The organism is Cellulosimicrobium cellulans, from assembly GCF_024124905.1.
Taxonomy (GTDB): domain Bacteria; phylum Actinomycetota; class Actinomycetes; order Actinomycetales; family Cellulomonadaceae; genus Cellulosimicrobium; species Cellulosimicrobium cellulans_G.
This window is the reverse complement of the sequence record NZ_JAMXST010000004.1, coordinates 257,830-272,380: the sequence shown is the minus strand read 5'-3', so window position 1 is coordinate 272,380 and position 14,551 is coordinate 257,830. Positions and strand designations below refer to the sequence as shown.

Sequence of the window (14,551 nt, the reverse complement as noted above, 5' to 3'; positions counted from 1 at the left end):
CGGCCGCACGAGGCGGGCCCGGGTCGAGGACGGTGCCGGGGCTGGTTGAGGACACGACGGGGCAGCACGAACGGCCCGGACCGAGGCTCACCGGGTGGCGAGCGGGTCCGGGCTGGAGCCGTGCGAGACGACGGCTCCCAGCGTACGCCCCGGCGCCCACACGTCGACCGAGGGCAGCCGACCGGCAGCCGACCCTCGGACGTCCGGCAGGCGACCGGGGACGCGACGTTTTCACCCGGCGCGATCCGCCCACGACCGGTGACAGGGTCACCGCCGCTCCGTCATGCTCGGGGCGTGTCCACCTCGGGGGCGCCGGACCCCGTGCCGCCCCGGCCTCGCTCGTCCGCGCTCCTCGTGCTGCTCGCGCTGGTCGTCGCGGTCTTCGTCGCGCTCTGGGCCGCCTCGCACCTCACCGTGGCCGGGCAGCAGGCCGACGCCGGGGCGTTCCGGACCCTCGCGCCCCTGCACGACGCCGGCCGCGACCTCGCCGGGGCGCTGCGCCGAGGCCTCCCGGTGGCGTGCGCGGCCGTCGTCGCCGTCCTGGGCGTGGTCGCGCTCGTGCGCCGCGCGTGGCGCGACCTCCTCGCCGCGGTCCTCGTCGTGCTGGGGACGGTCGGGATCGCGCTCGGGCTCCGCGAGGTCCTCGTGCGGCCCGACCTCGGGGAGCACGGCTACGCCTACCAGACCTTCCCGAGCGGTCACGTCGCCGTGGTCGGCGGCCTGTGCGTCGCGATCTGGCTCCTGTGGCCGTGGCCGGCGTCCCGCGCGGTCGCGGGCTGGGCCGGGCTCGTGGTCACCGCGGTCGCCGCCCTCGCGTCCGTCGTGACGTACGCGCACCGGCCGAGCGACGTCGTCGGCTCGCTGCTCGTCGCCGCCGCCGTCACCGTCGCCGTCGTGTGGCTGCTCGACGTCCCGCGAGGAGCGCGCACGGCGGGCGCGCGCCCCGGCGGCCCTCCCGTCCTGCCCGACGGGACGACCGGCTCGCCCCGCGTCAGCGACCCCTCGGCGTGACGTCGGCGAGCCCCGCGTAGAGGTCCTCGTACCGGTCCACGACCCGCTCCCAGGTGAAGTCCTCGACCCGTCGGCGCCCGGCAGCCCCGATCCGCCCCGCGCGCTCCGGGTCGTCGAGCAGGCCGAGCACGGCCGCGGCGAGCGCCTGTGTGTCCTGGGGGTCCACGAGCACGCCGTCGACGCCGTCGGTGACGATCTCCGGGGGCCCGCCCCGCACGGTCGCCACGAGCGGCCGGCCCGAGCGCCACGCCTCCAGGACCACGAGCGGGGCGGCGTCCGCGCGGCTCGGCACGACGACCACGTCCGCCTCCGCGAGCCGGGCCGCCACCTCGGCGGGGTCGAGCCGCCCGGGGAGCTCGACGCGGTCCGCGAGCCCCGCCGTCGCGACCCGGCGGCGCAGCGCGCCCGCCTCGCTCCCGTCGCCCACGACGACGAGCCGCGCGCGGTCGCGCAGCGCGGAGGACGCGAACGCGTCCACGAGCAGGTCGAACCCCTTGACGTGCTCGATCCGCCCCACCGCGACGACCACGGGCGCGCGCACCGCGACCGACCGAGCGGGCTCCCCCGCGGCGACGTCCCGCGGACCGTGATCGACCGGGTCGTACCCGGCCAGGTCGACGCCGTTCGGGACGACCGCGGCGTCGGGCGCCCCGAAGCGGACCAGGTCGTCCGCGACGACGCGCGAGCACCCCGTCACCACGCCCGCGACGTCGATCGAGCGCTCCAACGCCGCCCGCAGCAGCCGCGAGTGCTCGAACACGGCGTGGTCGTCCGCGAACGTCTCCCCGTGGGAGCTGACGACGAGCGGGGTGCGCGTGAGCGTGCGCAGGCCGAGGGCGTACGCGCCGTTGGGGCCGAAGCACTGCACGTGCAGCACGTCGGGCCGGAACGCGCGGAAGGCCCGGCCCCACGCGAGCGCCGCCCGCGGCGCGGCGAGGGCGAACCGGGCGACGTCGCCCGGCCGGCTCGAGGGCTGCGGGGTCGGCAGGTAGCGCACGAGGACGCCGTCGACGCGGCGCGTGCCGAGGCGCTCGCCCCGGTCGACGGTCCAGACCTCCACCGCGGTCCCCCGCGCCGCGAGCACGCGGGCGACGTGACGCACGTGCGACTCGACGCCCCCGGTGTGCGGGTCGAACGAGCTCGCGACCAGCGCCACCCGACGACGCCCTGCCATGCGTCCCTCACCCTCTCGCGGGACGGCCCGCGCCCGGTCCACGATCACCCGCTCATCACCCGCTCCCGCAGGTCCGGCGGGGCGTCCGCGCCACTAGAGTGGGCCACTCTACCGACCGATCCGGTCGTCCCGACCGTGCCGCACCCGCCGCGCACCACGCCCCGAGGGGGACCCGCCCGATGCCGCAGCTCGTCGTCGCGACCGTCGCGGTCGAGGTGCCTATGGGCGCCCAGGTGTACCAGGAGGAGGTCGCGGCGCGCGCGGCGGGGGCGCTCGCGGAGGGGGGCGCCGGAGCGAGCGCCTGGTCCGTCGACCGCGCCGTCTTCCGCTCGCTCCGCTCCCCGCTGCCCGGCACCCACCGGCTCCCCCTCGGTCGCCTCGGATCCGCGGCTCCGGCCGTGCGCCGGGCCGTCGGCCGTGCGGTCTACCCGCGGGGCGCCGTCGTGCACCGCGTGGGGCTCGACCTGCCGCCGCACCCGACGCGGGACGTCGTCGCCGTGCAGGACGTCGTGTCGTGGCGCTACGACGACGAGTCCGCACCGGTCCGCGCCGCGGCCGAGGAGGTCCGCCGCGCGGCGGCCGTCGTGTGCGTCTCGGAGTTCAGCGCGGACGAGGCCGCGGAGGTCCTCGGGCTCGCCGAGCGCCCCGCGGTCGCGTACAACGGCGTCGACCCGGTGTACTTCTCGGCCGAGCCGCTGCCCCGCGCGCGCCTCGCGGAGCTGGGGGTGGACGGCCCGTACGTCCTGCACGCGGGCGGCGCGTCGCGCCGCAAGAACCTGGAGGAGCTCGCGGTCGCGTGGGGACGGGTCCGCTCCGCGCGGCCGGACCTCACGCTCGTCATGAGCGGTCCGCCGCACCCGCGCCGCACCGGGCTGTTCGCGGAGCTGCCCGGCACCCGGCTCGTCGGGCGCCTGCCGGGCGGGCTCATGCCGGGCCTCGTCGCGGGGGCCGCGGCCGTCGTCGTGCCGTCGCGCTACGAGGGCTTCGGGCTCCCCGCCCTGGAGGCCATGGCCGCGGGCGTGCCGGTGGTCGCGGCGCGCACCAGCTCGCTGCCCGAGGTCGTGGGCGACGGCGGCGTGCTCGCCGAGCCGGACGGCGCGAGCCTCGCGGAGGCGCTGCTGTGGGTGACGACGCGCGACGCCGAGGTCGAGGCGCTCGTCGGGCGCGGGCGCGAGCGCGCCGCCACGTTCACGTGGGAGCGCAGCGCCGCGCAGCACGCCGCGATCTGGCGCGCGGTCGCCGCGCGCGGCTGACCGGGCCCGCCCCCCGGTGACGACGGTCACCCGGCCGGCTCCCACGCCTGGACCGCGCTGATCGCCGCGATCCACTCGCTCTCCGTCGCGAGCGGGACGAAGTCGGGGTGCAGCCCGCCGACGATCCCCGTGTAGTTCGCGGCCAGGACGGGCACGTCGCGCTCGGTCGTCATCGGGAGCGTCACGCGCACGGCCGTGACCTCGACGGGCTCGAACGAGAAGAGCGCGACGCGGTCGAGGAACTGGTCGGTCTGCCGCGCCACGTCCTGCCAGCCGCCGTCGGGCGTCCGCACGGAGACCGTGTAGTCGCGCAGCCCCGACGTGCAGCAGCGGATGCCGGCCGTCGCGACGGCGACGCGGTCGATCGTGCGGGGCCCGTCCGTCGTGACCTCGACGCCGGGCGCCTCGTCGACGGAGCCGTCGGCCAGTCGGCCCGACCGCCACGGCTCGCGCACGGCGAACGTGCCGGACGTGACGACGTCGGGGTCGCTCGCGTCCTCGTGCGTCGACGTCGCGGTCACCGGCCGGCCCTCGAGCACGTCGTCGCCGAACGCCTCGACGGGGGCCACCTCCAGCGCCGTCCCCGCGGGGGCGACGAGCAGGACGGGTGCGCCGTTCACGGGGACCTCGACGCCGCCCGGCGGGACCTCCAGGCCGCGCTGGGCGCCGTACCCGTCCCGCGCGGTCACGGTGACCGCACCGCCCGGCGCGGTGAGCCGCACGGTGGTCGACAGGTCCTCGCTCCACAGCGCGAGCAGCTCCGCACCCGCGGCCTCCCCGGCCCCGGGCGCGCGCACGGCGTGGACGCCGGGCGTCCCGGTCTCGACCGCCTCGGGCGGCGCGAACCCGTCGAGGAACGCCGCGCTCGCCGCGAAGGCGGCGCCGGCCGGCTTCACGTACTGCCCGTACTGGAGGAGCGACCACGAGTTCCCGGCCTCGCCGAACCCGCCCTCGGAGAAGAAGTACGTCCACTCGTCGACGCCCTCCACCCCGTACCAGAGGAGCTTGCGCACGACGTCGGACCCGCCCGCCCAGAAGTTCGCGACGCCGTCGGACCACCAGCCGCTCTCGGTGTCCCACACGGGGACGTCGCCGCACGGCCCGATCGCCTCGCGCAGCCGGTCCAGCTCGGCACCGTCCGCGGAGAACCCCTCCTCCTCCCACGACCGGTTGAACCCGGTGTAGGGGTGGATCCCCACGACGTCGAGCGAGTCGCAGCCGCCCGCCGCGACCAGGTCGGCCCACCACGCGGGCTCGATCCCGAGCGTGTTGCCGCCCACCACGACGACGTCGGCCGACGCGTCGCGAGCGCCCGCCGCGAACGGCGCGCCGACCTCCTCCTCGTACGCGGCCGCGTCCTCGTAGCCCGTGTTGTTCGGCTCGTTCCAGGGCTGCCAGTAGCGGATCTGCGGTGCGTGCTCGTGGACCGCGGCGACGATCTCGCGCGTCCATCCCTCCCACGTCCCGGCCTCGACCGCGGCCTGCTCCGCCTCGCCGCCCGAGCCGAGCTGGAGCGTGAGGATCACGCCCGTCTCCTCGGCGAGCTCGGCGGCGGCCGCGAGCTCGGTGAACGGGTCGACGTCGGCGGGCTCCTCGCCCTCCTCCTCGTCGGGCTCGAAGGCCGCGTTCGGCAGCGAGTCCCAGACGAGCGCGGCGGCGTCCGGCTCGGCGGTCGGGTCGGGCACGATCGCCCCGAAGTCGAGCTGCGTGCGGTGGCTGCCCACCCCGAGCTGGTCCGCGAGCTGCACGCCGCGCAGCGGTCCGGCGCCGCCCCAGTCCGCGCCGTCCGCGAGCGCCGCCGGGTCCAGGCCGCTGCCCGCCGCGGCCACGGTGTAGCGCAGGCACGTCCCCGAGACCGCCTCGCCCGTCGCGGCGTCGACGAGCGCGGCGTCGACCTCGTACACGCCCGGGCGGGTCGGCGGCAGGTCGAGCGCGAGCTCTCCGCCCTCCGCGGGGAGGTCCACCACGGTCTCCTCGCCGACCACCGGGTCCCACACGCGCGGGTCCCCGCGCACCTGGTAGCGCAAGCGGTACGTCCCGGCGGAGGCGGCCCAGGCGTCGTCGAACGCGGCGACCACGCGCGGCGCGGTCCCGTCGGGGAAGACGCCGTACGGCACGTCCACGAGCAGCCCGGCGCCGAGCCCGAGGCCGCCGAACAGCTCCTCGTTCGCCGCGTTGTACTTCACCGGGGCGCCGAGCTGGTACGCCATCCGGTCGGCCGAGATCTCGGTGAGCGCGAACCCGCCGTCGTCGCCGTGCGTGAGGACGTAGTACGGCGCGTCGCCCGCGGTGCCGTCGCGCAGCACCGGCGTGCTCTCCCACAGCGCGAACGGCTGCTCGAGGTCCTTGTGCGTGTCCGGCCACACGCCGCGGAACACGCCGTCGCTCCCCCACCACCGGAACCCGAGGTTCTCGTCGGCGACGACGAGGCCGTCGCCCTCGGGTCCGGACGAGGGGCCGGTGGTCGCGCCCGTCGTGTCGTCGAGCCAGGGCACGCGCGGGACGCCGAACGGCCGCCCGCGCTCCCACGAGGCACCGAGGTGGAGGGACCCCTCGTCGCCCTCCGGCCCCACGGCGCGCAGGTCGAGCGTGCGGCGCTCGTCGTCGCGCACGTCGGTCTGCACCAGGGCCGCGCCGTCCGGGAGCTGGGCGAGGACGGCGCCCTCGAACGGGATCTCCGCGAGGAGGTCGCCGTCGCCCGACACCTCGTGCAGGACCTCGCCCGCCTCCTGCACCCCGACGACGGTCCGGCCGCCGTCCGTCCAGCGCACGGTCCCGTACAGGTCGAGGAGGTCCCCTGCCGTGTGCTCGCCCTCGGGGATCGTCGTCGACCAGGTCGTGGTCCCGTCGGGCGCGACCTTGAGCAGGTCGCGGCGGTGCATGAGCGTGTCGAGGAGGTAGACGCTCCCGTCGGCGTCGACCTCGAAGGAGTCCGTGCGGAACGTCTCGCTCGCGCCGTCCCAGTCGAGCTCCACCGGCGTCGTCGCCTCCGCGTCCCCCGTCGCGAGGTCGTAGCGCGTCACCGTGTACGTCGCCTCGCGGTCCCACTCGAGCACGTACGCCGCGCCGTCGAGCACGCGGAACGTGACGAGCTCGCCGTCGTCGAGCGTGACGACGTCGTCGACGACCGTGCGGATCCCGTCCAGCTCGTCGGTGTCGACGCCGTCGTCGGTCACCTGCTCGAGGCGGGGGAACCCGCACAGGGGCAGCGCGCCCGTCTGCGTCACGGGTGCCGTCCCGGGGACCGGGGACGCGGTGAACGGCTGCGCGCCCGACGTGCTCCCCGTCCCGGTGCCGCCGATCACGACGGCGGCGACCACGCCCAGGACCGCGGCGACGACCCCGCCGACGACCGTGGGGTCCGCGCCGCCCCGAGCCCCCGTGCCGTCCTCGTCCGAAGCCATCTCGCCGCCCTTGCCGTCGTCGGGCCCGGCACAGGTGCCGCTCCCGCGATCGTAGGTCGGCCCGGCCCCAGCACCGAGGGCCTGGCGGTACTTTCACCCGCGTTCGTCCGGTTCTGGGCTCGATTCACCCGATCGACCCGGCCTCGGGCCCCGGCGGGACGACTATCTTTCAGGTGTGCAGGCGACCACGGAACCCGCGATCCGCGTCGCCGGGCTGGGCAAGACCTACCGGCTCGGCGCGTTCGGCGAGCGACCGTCCACCGCCGCGGCCGCCGCCATCCAGTGGGTGCGGTCCACCGGCAAGCAGAAGTACACGTTGTTCGACGCGCTCGACGACGTCTCCTTCGAGGTCCCGCAGGGCGAGGCGCTCGGGATCGTCGGGCGCAACGGCGCCGGCAAGTCGACGCTGCTCAAGATCCTCACGCGCGTCACGGCGCCCACGCGCGGGCGCATCGAGCTCACCGGGCGCGTCGGGTCGCTCCTCGAGGTCGGCACGGGGTTCCACCCCGAGCTCACCGGCAAGGAGAACATCTTCCTCAACGGCGCGATCCTCGGCATGACGCGCAAGGAGATCACCCGGCGCTACGACGAGATCGTCGCGTTCTCCGGCATCGAGAAGTTCCTCGCGACCCCGGTCAAGCGCTACTCGTCCGGCATGTACGTGCGGCTCGCGTTCTCCGTCGCGGCCCACCTCGACACCGAGATCCTCGCGATCGACGAGGTGCTCGCCGTCGGCGACGCCGAGTTCCAGCGCCGCTCGATCCAGAAGATGCGCGAGGCCGCCCAGGGCGGTCGCACCGTGCTCTACGTGAGCCACCAGCTCCAGACGGTCCAGGCCCTGTGCACGTCCGCGGTCCTCCTCGACCGCGGGACCCTGACGTACTCCGGGACGGTCGAGGGCACGCTCCAGGCGTACCGCGACAGCTTCGAGAGCTTCGCGGCCGCGCAGTCCGACCCCACCAAGCGCCCCGGGAACGGCAACCTCCGTCTGTCCTCGGTCCGCATGGAGGACGAGTTCGTCAAGTCGTCGCAGGACATCGTCGTCGACTTCGAGGCGCCGGCGAGCAAGGACCTGATCGGGACGTACTTCGTCTCCATGCACATCAACAACGACCAGGGCACCGTCATCGCCCAGTGCGACTCGCGCCTCGTCGGGAAGTGGTTCGACCCGGAGCAGCCCCAGAAGGGCCGCCTCGTGGTCCGCGACCTGTGGCTCAAGCCCGGCCAGTACACGGTGGACGTGTACGCGTGCCAGGCGGGAGTCCTCGACGCGTGGGAGGGGGCGTGGCGCTTCGAGGTGCTGCCCGACCTCCCCTACCCCGAGTTCACGGAGTCGTCGGGCACCGAGAAGGGCATGGTCTTCGTGAACTTCGACTACGAGGGAGGCTGACGTGGAGCAGACCGTGCAGCGCACCGTCATCACGCCGCCCGGCCGCCTCAACCTGCCGTCGTGGCGCGAGCTGTGGAACGCGCGCGAGGTCGCCGTCCGCCTCGCGCTGCGCGACATCATCGTGCGGTACCGCCAGACGATCTTCGGCATCACGTGGGTCATCGCCCAGCCGCTCGTCAGCGCAGGCATCTTCACCGTCGTGTTCGGGCAGATCGCCGACCTGTCGACCGGCGACGAGCACATCCCGTACTTCCTCTTCACGCTCGCCGGCATGCTGGCGTGGAACCTCTTCAACGGGTCGCTCGGCCGCGCGTCGAGCTCGATGGTCGGGAACCAGTCGCTGGTCCAGAAGGTGTTCTTCCCGCGCCTCCTGGTCCCCGTCTCGAGCCTCGCGTCGGTCGTCGTGGACTTCCTCGTCGCGCTCGTCCTCGCGGTCGTGCTCCTGTTCGTCTACGGCGTGAACCCCGGGTGGGCGGTGCTCCTCCTGCCCGTGTGGATCGTGCTCATCCTCATGATCGGCACGGGGATCGGCCTCGCCGCCGCCGCGTACATGGTCAAGTACCGCGACGTCGGCTACGTGCTCCCCTGGCTCGTGCAGATCCTCCTCTACGCGAGCCCCGTCGCCTACGCGCTGTCGGAGGTGCCGGCGAACCTGCGGTGGCTGTTCGACATCAACCCGGTCACGTGGTTCCTCGAGGGCTTCCGCTGGTCCCTGCTCGGCACGGAGGCGCCCGTGACGTGGCAGGTCGTGGCCCTCGTCGTCGCGGCGCCGCTCATCCTGCTCGGCGGCACGCTCGTCTTCCAGAAGAACGAGCGCGAGTTCGCGGACTTCATCTGATGCGCCGCACCGCGTACGTGCTCGTCGCCGACCCGAGCTACCTCGAGTCCAGCCTCCGCTCGTACTACGCGCACGTCGACCGCATCGTGCTGTCCTACGACGAGACCGCGACGTCCTGGACCGGCACGCCGCTGCCCGTCGACGAGTGCCTCGCCCTGGTCGACGCGCTCGACGTGGACGGCAAGTGCGTCCGGGCGCCCGGGCGCTACGCCCGCCCCGACGCGCCGCCGCTCGACAGCGAGACGCTGCAGCGCCAGGCCGCGCTCGACCAGGCGTCCGACGGGGCGGACTGGGTCCTGCAGCTCGACACCGACGAGGTCGTGCTCGACCCCGCGGCCTTCGTCGGCGCCGTGCGCCGTGCCGACGCCGCCGGCGCGTCCGGCCTCGACTTCCCCTCGCGCTGGCTCTACTCGCGCGTGGCACCGGGCCGCTACCTGGAGGCCAGCACGCGCCTCGGGCGACCCGCCGCGTCGTACCCGGGCCCGCTCGCCGTGCGCGCCGGGACCCGGCTCGTGCACGCCCGGCAGGCCGACGTGCCCCTGTACCGCGTCGACCTCGGTCCCTGGAACACGGACCCCGCGCGGCGCCGCGACACGATCGTGCACGAGGTCGTCGACCCCGGCTCGGCGGTCCTGCACTTCTCCTGGGTCCGGCGACCGGAGACCATGCGCCAGAAGCTCGGGTGGTCCGGCCACACGGCCCACTACTCGCGCCCCGGCGTCTACGAGGCGTGGGCGGGACGCACGCGCCACCCGCGGCGCGCCGTCCTCACCTCCCCCCTGCGACGCTCGGACTGGTACCGTCTCGTCACCCTCCCCGAGCCTCCCGGAGGCGAACCGTGACCCCGACCGTGAGCGTCGTCGTCGTGACGTACGGGCGGCCCGACAGCGTGCGCGAGTGCCTCGAGCACCTGCGGCGTCTCGACACGCCGCCCCTCGAGGTCGTCGTCGTGGACTCCACCCCGGCGGACACGACGCGCCGCCTGGTCCGCGAGGAGTTCCCGGAGGTCCGGCTCCTGCACAGCACCCTCGGGCGCGGCACGACGCCGGAGTCCCGTCAGCAGGGATTCGCCGTCACGCGCGGCGACGTCGTGGCCTTCGTCGACGACGACGCGTACGTCGCGCCCGACTGGCTGGACGCGCTCGTCGCGCCCTACGCCGACCCGGACGTCGTCGCCGTCGGAGGGCGCGCCGACAACGGCATCCCGGGCGAGGAGAGCGAAGGGCTCGACCGGGTCGGCCGACTCCTGCCGGACGGGCGGCTCACCGGCTACTTCGCCGCCGACACGGGCCGCGTCATCGAGGTCGACCACCTGCTCGGGGCGAACATGTCGTTCCGCCGCAGCGCCCTGGCGGCGATCGGCGGGATCCGCGGCAACTACCCCGGCACGTGCCTGTGCGAGGAGTCCGACATCTCCCTGCGGCTGCGTGCGACGGGCGGACGCCTGCTGTACACGCCCCGAGCCGTCGTCCGGCACATGGCGGCGCCGTACGGGATCGGCGGGAAGCGCTTCGACCGCCGCTACCTCTACTACGCCCGACGCAACCACGTCGTCATGCTCGTGCGGAACTTCGGCTGGCGCGACCCGATGGTGCGCCGCTACGCGCGGACCACCTGGCGTGCCCAGTCGAGCTATCTCTGGGCCGTGCGCAGCCGCCTCGGGCCGACGATGGCCGACGGCTCGCCGCGGCCCCTGCTCCGGCGCGTCACGGCGCCCGTCGTGCTCTCCCGGGCCGCGGCCGAGCTGTGGGGACTGGTCGCCGGCGTCCCGGCGGCGCTCGTGGCGACGCGGCGCGACCGTGCGGACGGGGTCGCGACCCCGTGACCGCTCGCAGGGGGCGCGGCGGGACGACCGGCGAGGCCGGGCGTCCTCGCCGTCTCGTGCACGTCATCACCCCGGGCGACCACTTCTCGCCGCGGACGGGGAGCGCCGTGCCGACCGTGGTGGACGGCCTGAGCCGGCACGCCCGCGCCGAGGGGCCGCGCCCGGCGGTCGTGGTCGCCGCGGGTACCTACCCCGACCGCTACGACAGCGCCGAGGTCCTCGAGTACGCGCCGGCCGCCCCGCGACGGTCCGACCGCTGGCTCGACGCCGCGGCGGGGCGCCTCGGCCTCGCCCGCCCCGGCGCACGCCGGGTCCTGGGGGCCACGGTCTCGGCCCAGGACGGGTGGGACCCGGCCGTGGTCCTCGCCCACAACGCGCCCGCGCTCGTCCCGCTCGTCCACGCGGACCGGCACGTGCCCGTCCTCTACGCGCACAACCAGGTGCTGGGGACGTGGTCCGCGCGGGACGCCGGACGCGCCCTCGACCCCGCCGGCGCGATCGTGTGCGTGAGCGACCATCTCGCGGACGCCGTCGCGGGCAGGCTCCCCGTCCGGCTGCGCGACCGGGTGCGCACGGTCCACAACGGCGTCGACGCCGCCGCGTTCGCCGTCGCACGACCGCCGCGGGGCGACACGCTGCGCGTGGTGTACGTGGGCAGGGTCATCCCCGACAAGGGGGTCCACGTGCTCCTCGACGCCGTCGTCGCGCTCGGCCGTCGCGACGTCGAGGTCACGGTCCTCGGTCGGCCCGGCTTCGCGGCGGACGCACCCCTGACCGCCTACGAGCGGTCCCTGCGCAGGACCGCGGGACGCGCCGCGGGTCCGGTCCGCTTCGGCTCGTTCGTCCCGCGCACCGAGCTTCCCGCGCGGCTCGCCGAGGCCGACGTCGTCGTGGTGCCGTCCACCTGGCCCGAGCCGTTCGCGCTCACCGCGCTCGAGGGCATGGCCGCCGGCGCCGCCGTGGTGGCGTCCGCCGTCGGGGGCGTCCCCGAGGCCGTCGGCGACGCGGGGATCCTCGTCCCGCCCGACGACGCGGCCTCCCTCGCGAGCGCGCTGGAGGCGCTCGCCGACGACCCGCGCGTGCTCGACCGGGCGGCGCGAGCCGCGGTCGAGCACGCCCGGCTGCACGACTGGCGGGCGTCCGCCGCGCGGCTCGACGACGTCCTCGCGCCCTTCACCGGGGCCGGCGAGCGGACGGGGAAGGCCCGATGAGACCGCTGCGGGCACGGACCGTCGCGCTCGAGGACCTCACCGCGAGCGACCACGACCGGTGGGCCGACCTCGTCGACCGCGCTCTCGAGCCGAACCCCTTCGTCTCGCCCGCGTACCTCGCGACCGCCGTGCGGCACCTGCCGAGCGCGCGGGGAATCGTCGCCGTCCTCGTCGAGGACGACGACGCCATGCACGCCTTCCTGCCGCTGAGCAGGGCGCGACGCTTCGCCCGGACCCCGCTGCCGTACGCGACGACCGCGGGGCCCTTCCTCGGGGCGGAGTCGCCGCTCTGCGTCCCTCTCGTCGACGAGGAGAGGCCCGCCGAGGCGCTGGGGGCGCTGCTCACCCACCTCGCGACCCGGGAGTCGCGCCTGCCAGGGCTCGTGGAGCTCACGCTGGTCCCCGTCGGCGGGCGGTTCGACGAGGCCCTCGTGGCCGCGTGCCGCGAGCACGACGTGCCGCTCGTCGAGCGCTACCGGTTCGAGCGGGCCGCGCTCGTCCCGGCCGCGGGCGCGCCCGCACCGCGCGAGGCGTTGAGCACGTCGCGGCGCAAGCAGGTCGAACGGCTCCGCCGCCGCATCGAGCGCGACGTCGGCCCGCTCGTCATGACCGACGCCGGCCTCGACCCGGAGGCGTTCGACCTGTTCGTCCGGCTGGAGGCAGCCGGGTGGAAGGGCACCACCGAGGAGGGCGGGGCGCTCCAGGTGGTCCCCGGCGCGCTCGACTGGTTCACCGACGTCGCCGACGACCTGCGCGCGCGCGGACGGCTGCACCTGTTCGTCCTCACCGCCGGCGAGGAGGTGGTCTTCATCTCCGTCGTCCTGCGCGCGGGCGACCGCCTCTACTCCCTCATGGACACGTACGACGAGCGGTTCGCGAAGTTCAGCCCGGGCTCCCTCGGTCGGGTCGTCGAGCAGGAGCACGTGCTCGAGCACACCGACGCGACCCTCTTCGACCCGTGCCTCCACCCGCGGTACACGGTGCCCTCCGGTCTCTACCGCGACCGCCGGACGCTCCGCGGGATCGTCATCGCCCCCCGGGGCGTCGTCGCCCGCGCGCTGCTGCGCCGCTCGGCCCGCCTGCGCGTCCTCGCCACCCGCGCGGGTGACGCCGCCGCACGGCTCCGCGGCGTCCCCTCCCGGGTGCGAGGCCTCTTCTCGCGATCCGGGACGACCGCGGGACCCGCCGCGTCCCCCGGGCCGCGGGCACCGAGCATCGAGCAGGAGGAGCCGTCATGACCACGACGCAACCGGCCCGGACGGCACGCCCGTTCACGTCCCGCACGATCGCGGTGCGCGGCATCTCGGACGGGGACGTCGCGGCGTGGCGGGCGCTCGCGCACCGTGCGGCCGAGCCGAACGTGTTCTTCGAGCCCGACTTCCTCCTGCCGACCGTGGCGCACTTCGACCGCGACGGAGGAGTGCGGCTCCTGGTCGTCGAGGACGCGGGGACCTGGATCGCCGTCATGCCCTACGAGATGGTGCCGGGCGACCGCCACTGGCCCCGGCGGCACGCGTCGAACGACGGACCGGTCCTCAACCAGGTGACCTCGCTCGGCTCGCCGCTCCTCGACGCGGCCGACCCCGGTGCGGCCGCCGCCGCGCTCGTCTCCGCGCTGCGTGCCCACGGACGCGCGCTCGGCCGCGCCTTCGCGTTCGCCTACGTCGCCGACGACGGCGCGGCGGGCGGCGCGCTGCACCGGGCGCTCGAGGACGCGCACGTGACGCTGCACGTGTGGGGCGGTGACGACCGCGCGGCCGTGCGGTTCGCCGAGCTGCCCGAGGACGAGGACCCGCTCGCCCACGTCCCGAGGTCCCGCGCCCGCGCCGTGCGACGGCGCGTGCGCCGCCTCGGCGACGAGCTGGGCGCCCCGGTCACGCTCTCCGCCGCCGCGCTCGTCCCGGTCTCCGACCCGGGCGCCTTCCTCGCGTTCGAGCACGAGACGTGGAAGGCGGACCCCGAGCGCAACGGACCCGGCTTCTCCCGCGTCGAGGGCGGCGAGGCATGGTTCAGCGAGGTCTTCACCGCCTACGCGGCGTCCGGGAACGCCTCGATCGTCGCGCTCGCGGTCGCCGGCGTGACCCTGTACATGGCCGGGTTCCTGCGCTCGGGCTCGCACGTCTTCGCCTGGTACGACGAGTACGCCGACCGGTTCGCGCGGTTCGCGCCCGGCGTCGTCGGCCGCCTGCTGACCGTGCGGATGTTCGCGACCGACCCGAGCGTGACGTTCCTCGACTCGTGCATGCACCCGTCGATGTACCCGGACCAGAACGAGCTCTACCCGTCCCGGCTCCGGACGGCGTCGTACACGGCCGCGCTCGGTCCACGGCCCGTGGGCTGGCTCCTGCGGGCGATCCCCGTGGTCGGACGGGTCCGACGGCGCCTCGTGCGTCCGGCCCCGTCCGACCGGACGGTCACCGAGGCGGCACCCGGCGCGGACTGACG

Annotated in this window: 11 protein-coding genes; 9 read left to right on the top strand and 2 right to left on the bottom strand. The window is 75.6% G+C overall.

The window, feature by feature from the left end:
* Positions 1-294 precede the first annotated feature (294 nt).
* Positions 295-1,011, top strand: coding sequence for a phosphatase PAP2 family protein (locus NHH00_RS13440; protein WP_253052946.1), 717 nt, complete (start codon positions 295-297; stop codon positions 1,009-1,011).
* Here NHH00_RS13440 and NHH00_RS13435 read toward each other — a convergent pair.
* Positions 992-2,185 carry a glycosyltransferase family 4 protein gene (locus NHH00_RS13435; protein WP_253052944.1) on the bottom strand — a complete coding sequence of 398 codons (1,194 nt, stop codon included), beginning with the start codon at positions 2,183-2,185 and terminating at the stop codon, positions 992-994. The two genes, NHH00_RS13440 and NHH00_RS13435, sit on opposite strands and share 20 nt — an antisense overlap.
* Positions 2,186-2,364: 179 nt before the next feature.
* On the opposite strand from NHH00_RS13435, the gene NHH00_RS13430 reads away from it, so the two are divergent.
* On the top strand, positions 2,365-3,438 hold the full coding sequence (locus NHH00_RS13430; protein ID WP_253052942.1) for a glycosyltransferase family 4 protein: 1,074 nt from the start codon (positions 2,365-2,367) through the stop codon (positions 3,436-3,438).
* Between the two features lie 26 nt (positions 3,439-3,464).
* Here NHH00_RS13430 and NHH00_RS13425 read toward each other — a convergent pair whose 3' ends face one another.
* On the bottom strand, positions 3,465-6,842 hold the full coding sequence (locus tag NHH00_RS13425) for a hypothetical protein (protein WP_253052940.1): 3,378 nt from the start codon (positions 6,840-6,842) through the stop codon (positions 3,465-3,467).
* A gap of 175 nt (positions 6,843-7,017) precedes the next feature.
* Between NHH00_RS13425 and NHH00_RS13420 the strand changes: the two genes are divergently transcribed.
* The 7 genes from NHH00_RS13420 to NHH00_RS13390 are packed head-to-tail and all read left to right on the top strand — an operon-like array spanning position 7,018 to position 14,549.
* Complete coding sequence (locus NHH00_RS13420; protein ID WP_253052938.1) at positions 7,018-8,232, top strand: ABC transporter ATP-binding protein; 1,215 nt, start codon at positions 7,018-7,020, stop codon at positions 8,230-8,232.
* A gap of 1 nt (position 8,233) precedes the next feature.
* Positions 8,234-9,070 carry an ABC transporter permease gene (locus NHH00_RS13415; protein WP_253052936.1) on the top strand — a complete coding sequence of 279 codons (837 nt, stop codon included), beginning with the start codon at positions 8,234-8,236 and terminating at the stop codon, positions 9,068-9,070.
* Positions 9,070-9,912 (top strand): hypothetical protein, encoded by an 843-nt coding sequence (locus NHH00_RS13410; RefSeq protein ID WP_253052934.1) that lies wholly within the window; start codon positions 9,070-9,072, stop codon positions 9,910-9,912. The genes NHH00_RS13415 and NHH00_RS13410 overlap by 1 nt, the downstream gene beginning before the upstream one ends.
* Positions 9,909-10,895 (top strand): glycosyltransferase family 2 protein, encoded by a 987-nt coding sequence (locus NHH00_RS13405; RefSeq protein WP_253052932.1) that lies wholly within the window; start codon positions 9,909-9,911, stop codon positions 10,893-10,895. The genes NHH00_RS13410 and NHH00_RS13405 overlap by 4 nt, the downstream gene beginning before the upstream one ends.
* Positions 10,892-12,106, top strand: coding sequence for a glycosyltransferase family 4 protein (locus NHH00_RS21115; protein ID WP_253052930.1), 1,215 nt, complete (start codon positions 10,892-10,894; stop codon positions 12,104-12,106). Before NHH00_RS13405 ends, NHH00_RS21115 begins: the two co-directional genes overlap by 4 nt.
* Positions 12,103-13,344 carry a GNAT family N-acetyltransferase gene (locus NHH00_RS13395; RefSeq protein ID WP_253052928.1) on the top strand — a complete coding sequence of 414 codons (1,242 nt, stop codon included), beginning with the start codon at positions 12,103-12,105 and terminating at the stop codon, positions 13,342-13,344. Before NHH00_RS21115 ends, NHH00_RS13395 begins: the two co-directional genes overlap by 4 nt.
* On the top strand, positions 13,341-14,549 hold the full coding sequence (locus NHH00_RS13390; RefSeq protein WP_253052926.1) for a GNAT family N-acetyltransferase: 1,209 nt from the start codon (positions 13,341-13,343) through the stop codon (positions 14,547-14,549). The genes NHH00_RS13395 and NHH00_RS13390 overlap by 4 nt, the downstream gene beginning before the upstream one ends.
* The last annotated feature ends 2 nt before the right edge of the window (positions 14,550-14,551 follow it).

What these genes read in the sequence shown, in the direction of transcription:
- NHH00_RS13435 (WP_253052944.1), bottom strand. Translation starts at nt 2,185, where the DNA reads ATGGCAGGGCGTCGTCGGGTGGCGCTGGTCGCGAGCTCGTTCGACCCG.
- NHH00_RS13430 (WP_253052942.1), top strand. Translation starts at nt 2,365, where the DNA reads ATGCCGCAGCTCGTCGTCGCGACCGTCGCGGTCGAGGTGCCTATGGGC.
- NHH00_RS13425 (WP_253052940.1), bottom strand. Translation starts at nt 6,842, where the DNA reads ATGGCTTCGGACGAGGACGGCACGGGGGCTCGGGGCGGCGCGGACCCC.
- NHH00_RS13410 (WP_253052934.1), top strand. Translation starts at nt 9,070, where the DNA reads ATGCGCCGCACCGCGTACGTGCTCGTCGCCGACCCGAGCTACCTCGAG.
- NHH00_RS13395 (WP_253052928.1), top strand. Translation starts at nt 12,103, where the DNA reads ATGAGACCGCTGCGGGCACGGACCGTCGCGCTCGAGGACCTCACCGCG.
- NHH00_RS13390 (WP_253052926.1), top strand. Translation starts at nt 13,341, where the DNA reads ATGACCACGACGCAACCGGCCCGGACGGCACGCCCGTTCACGTCCCGC.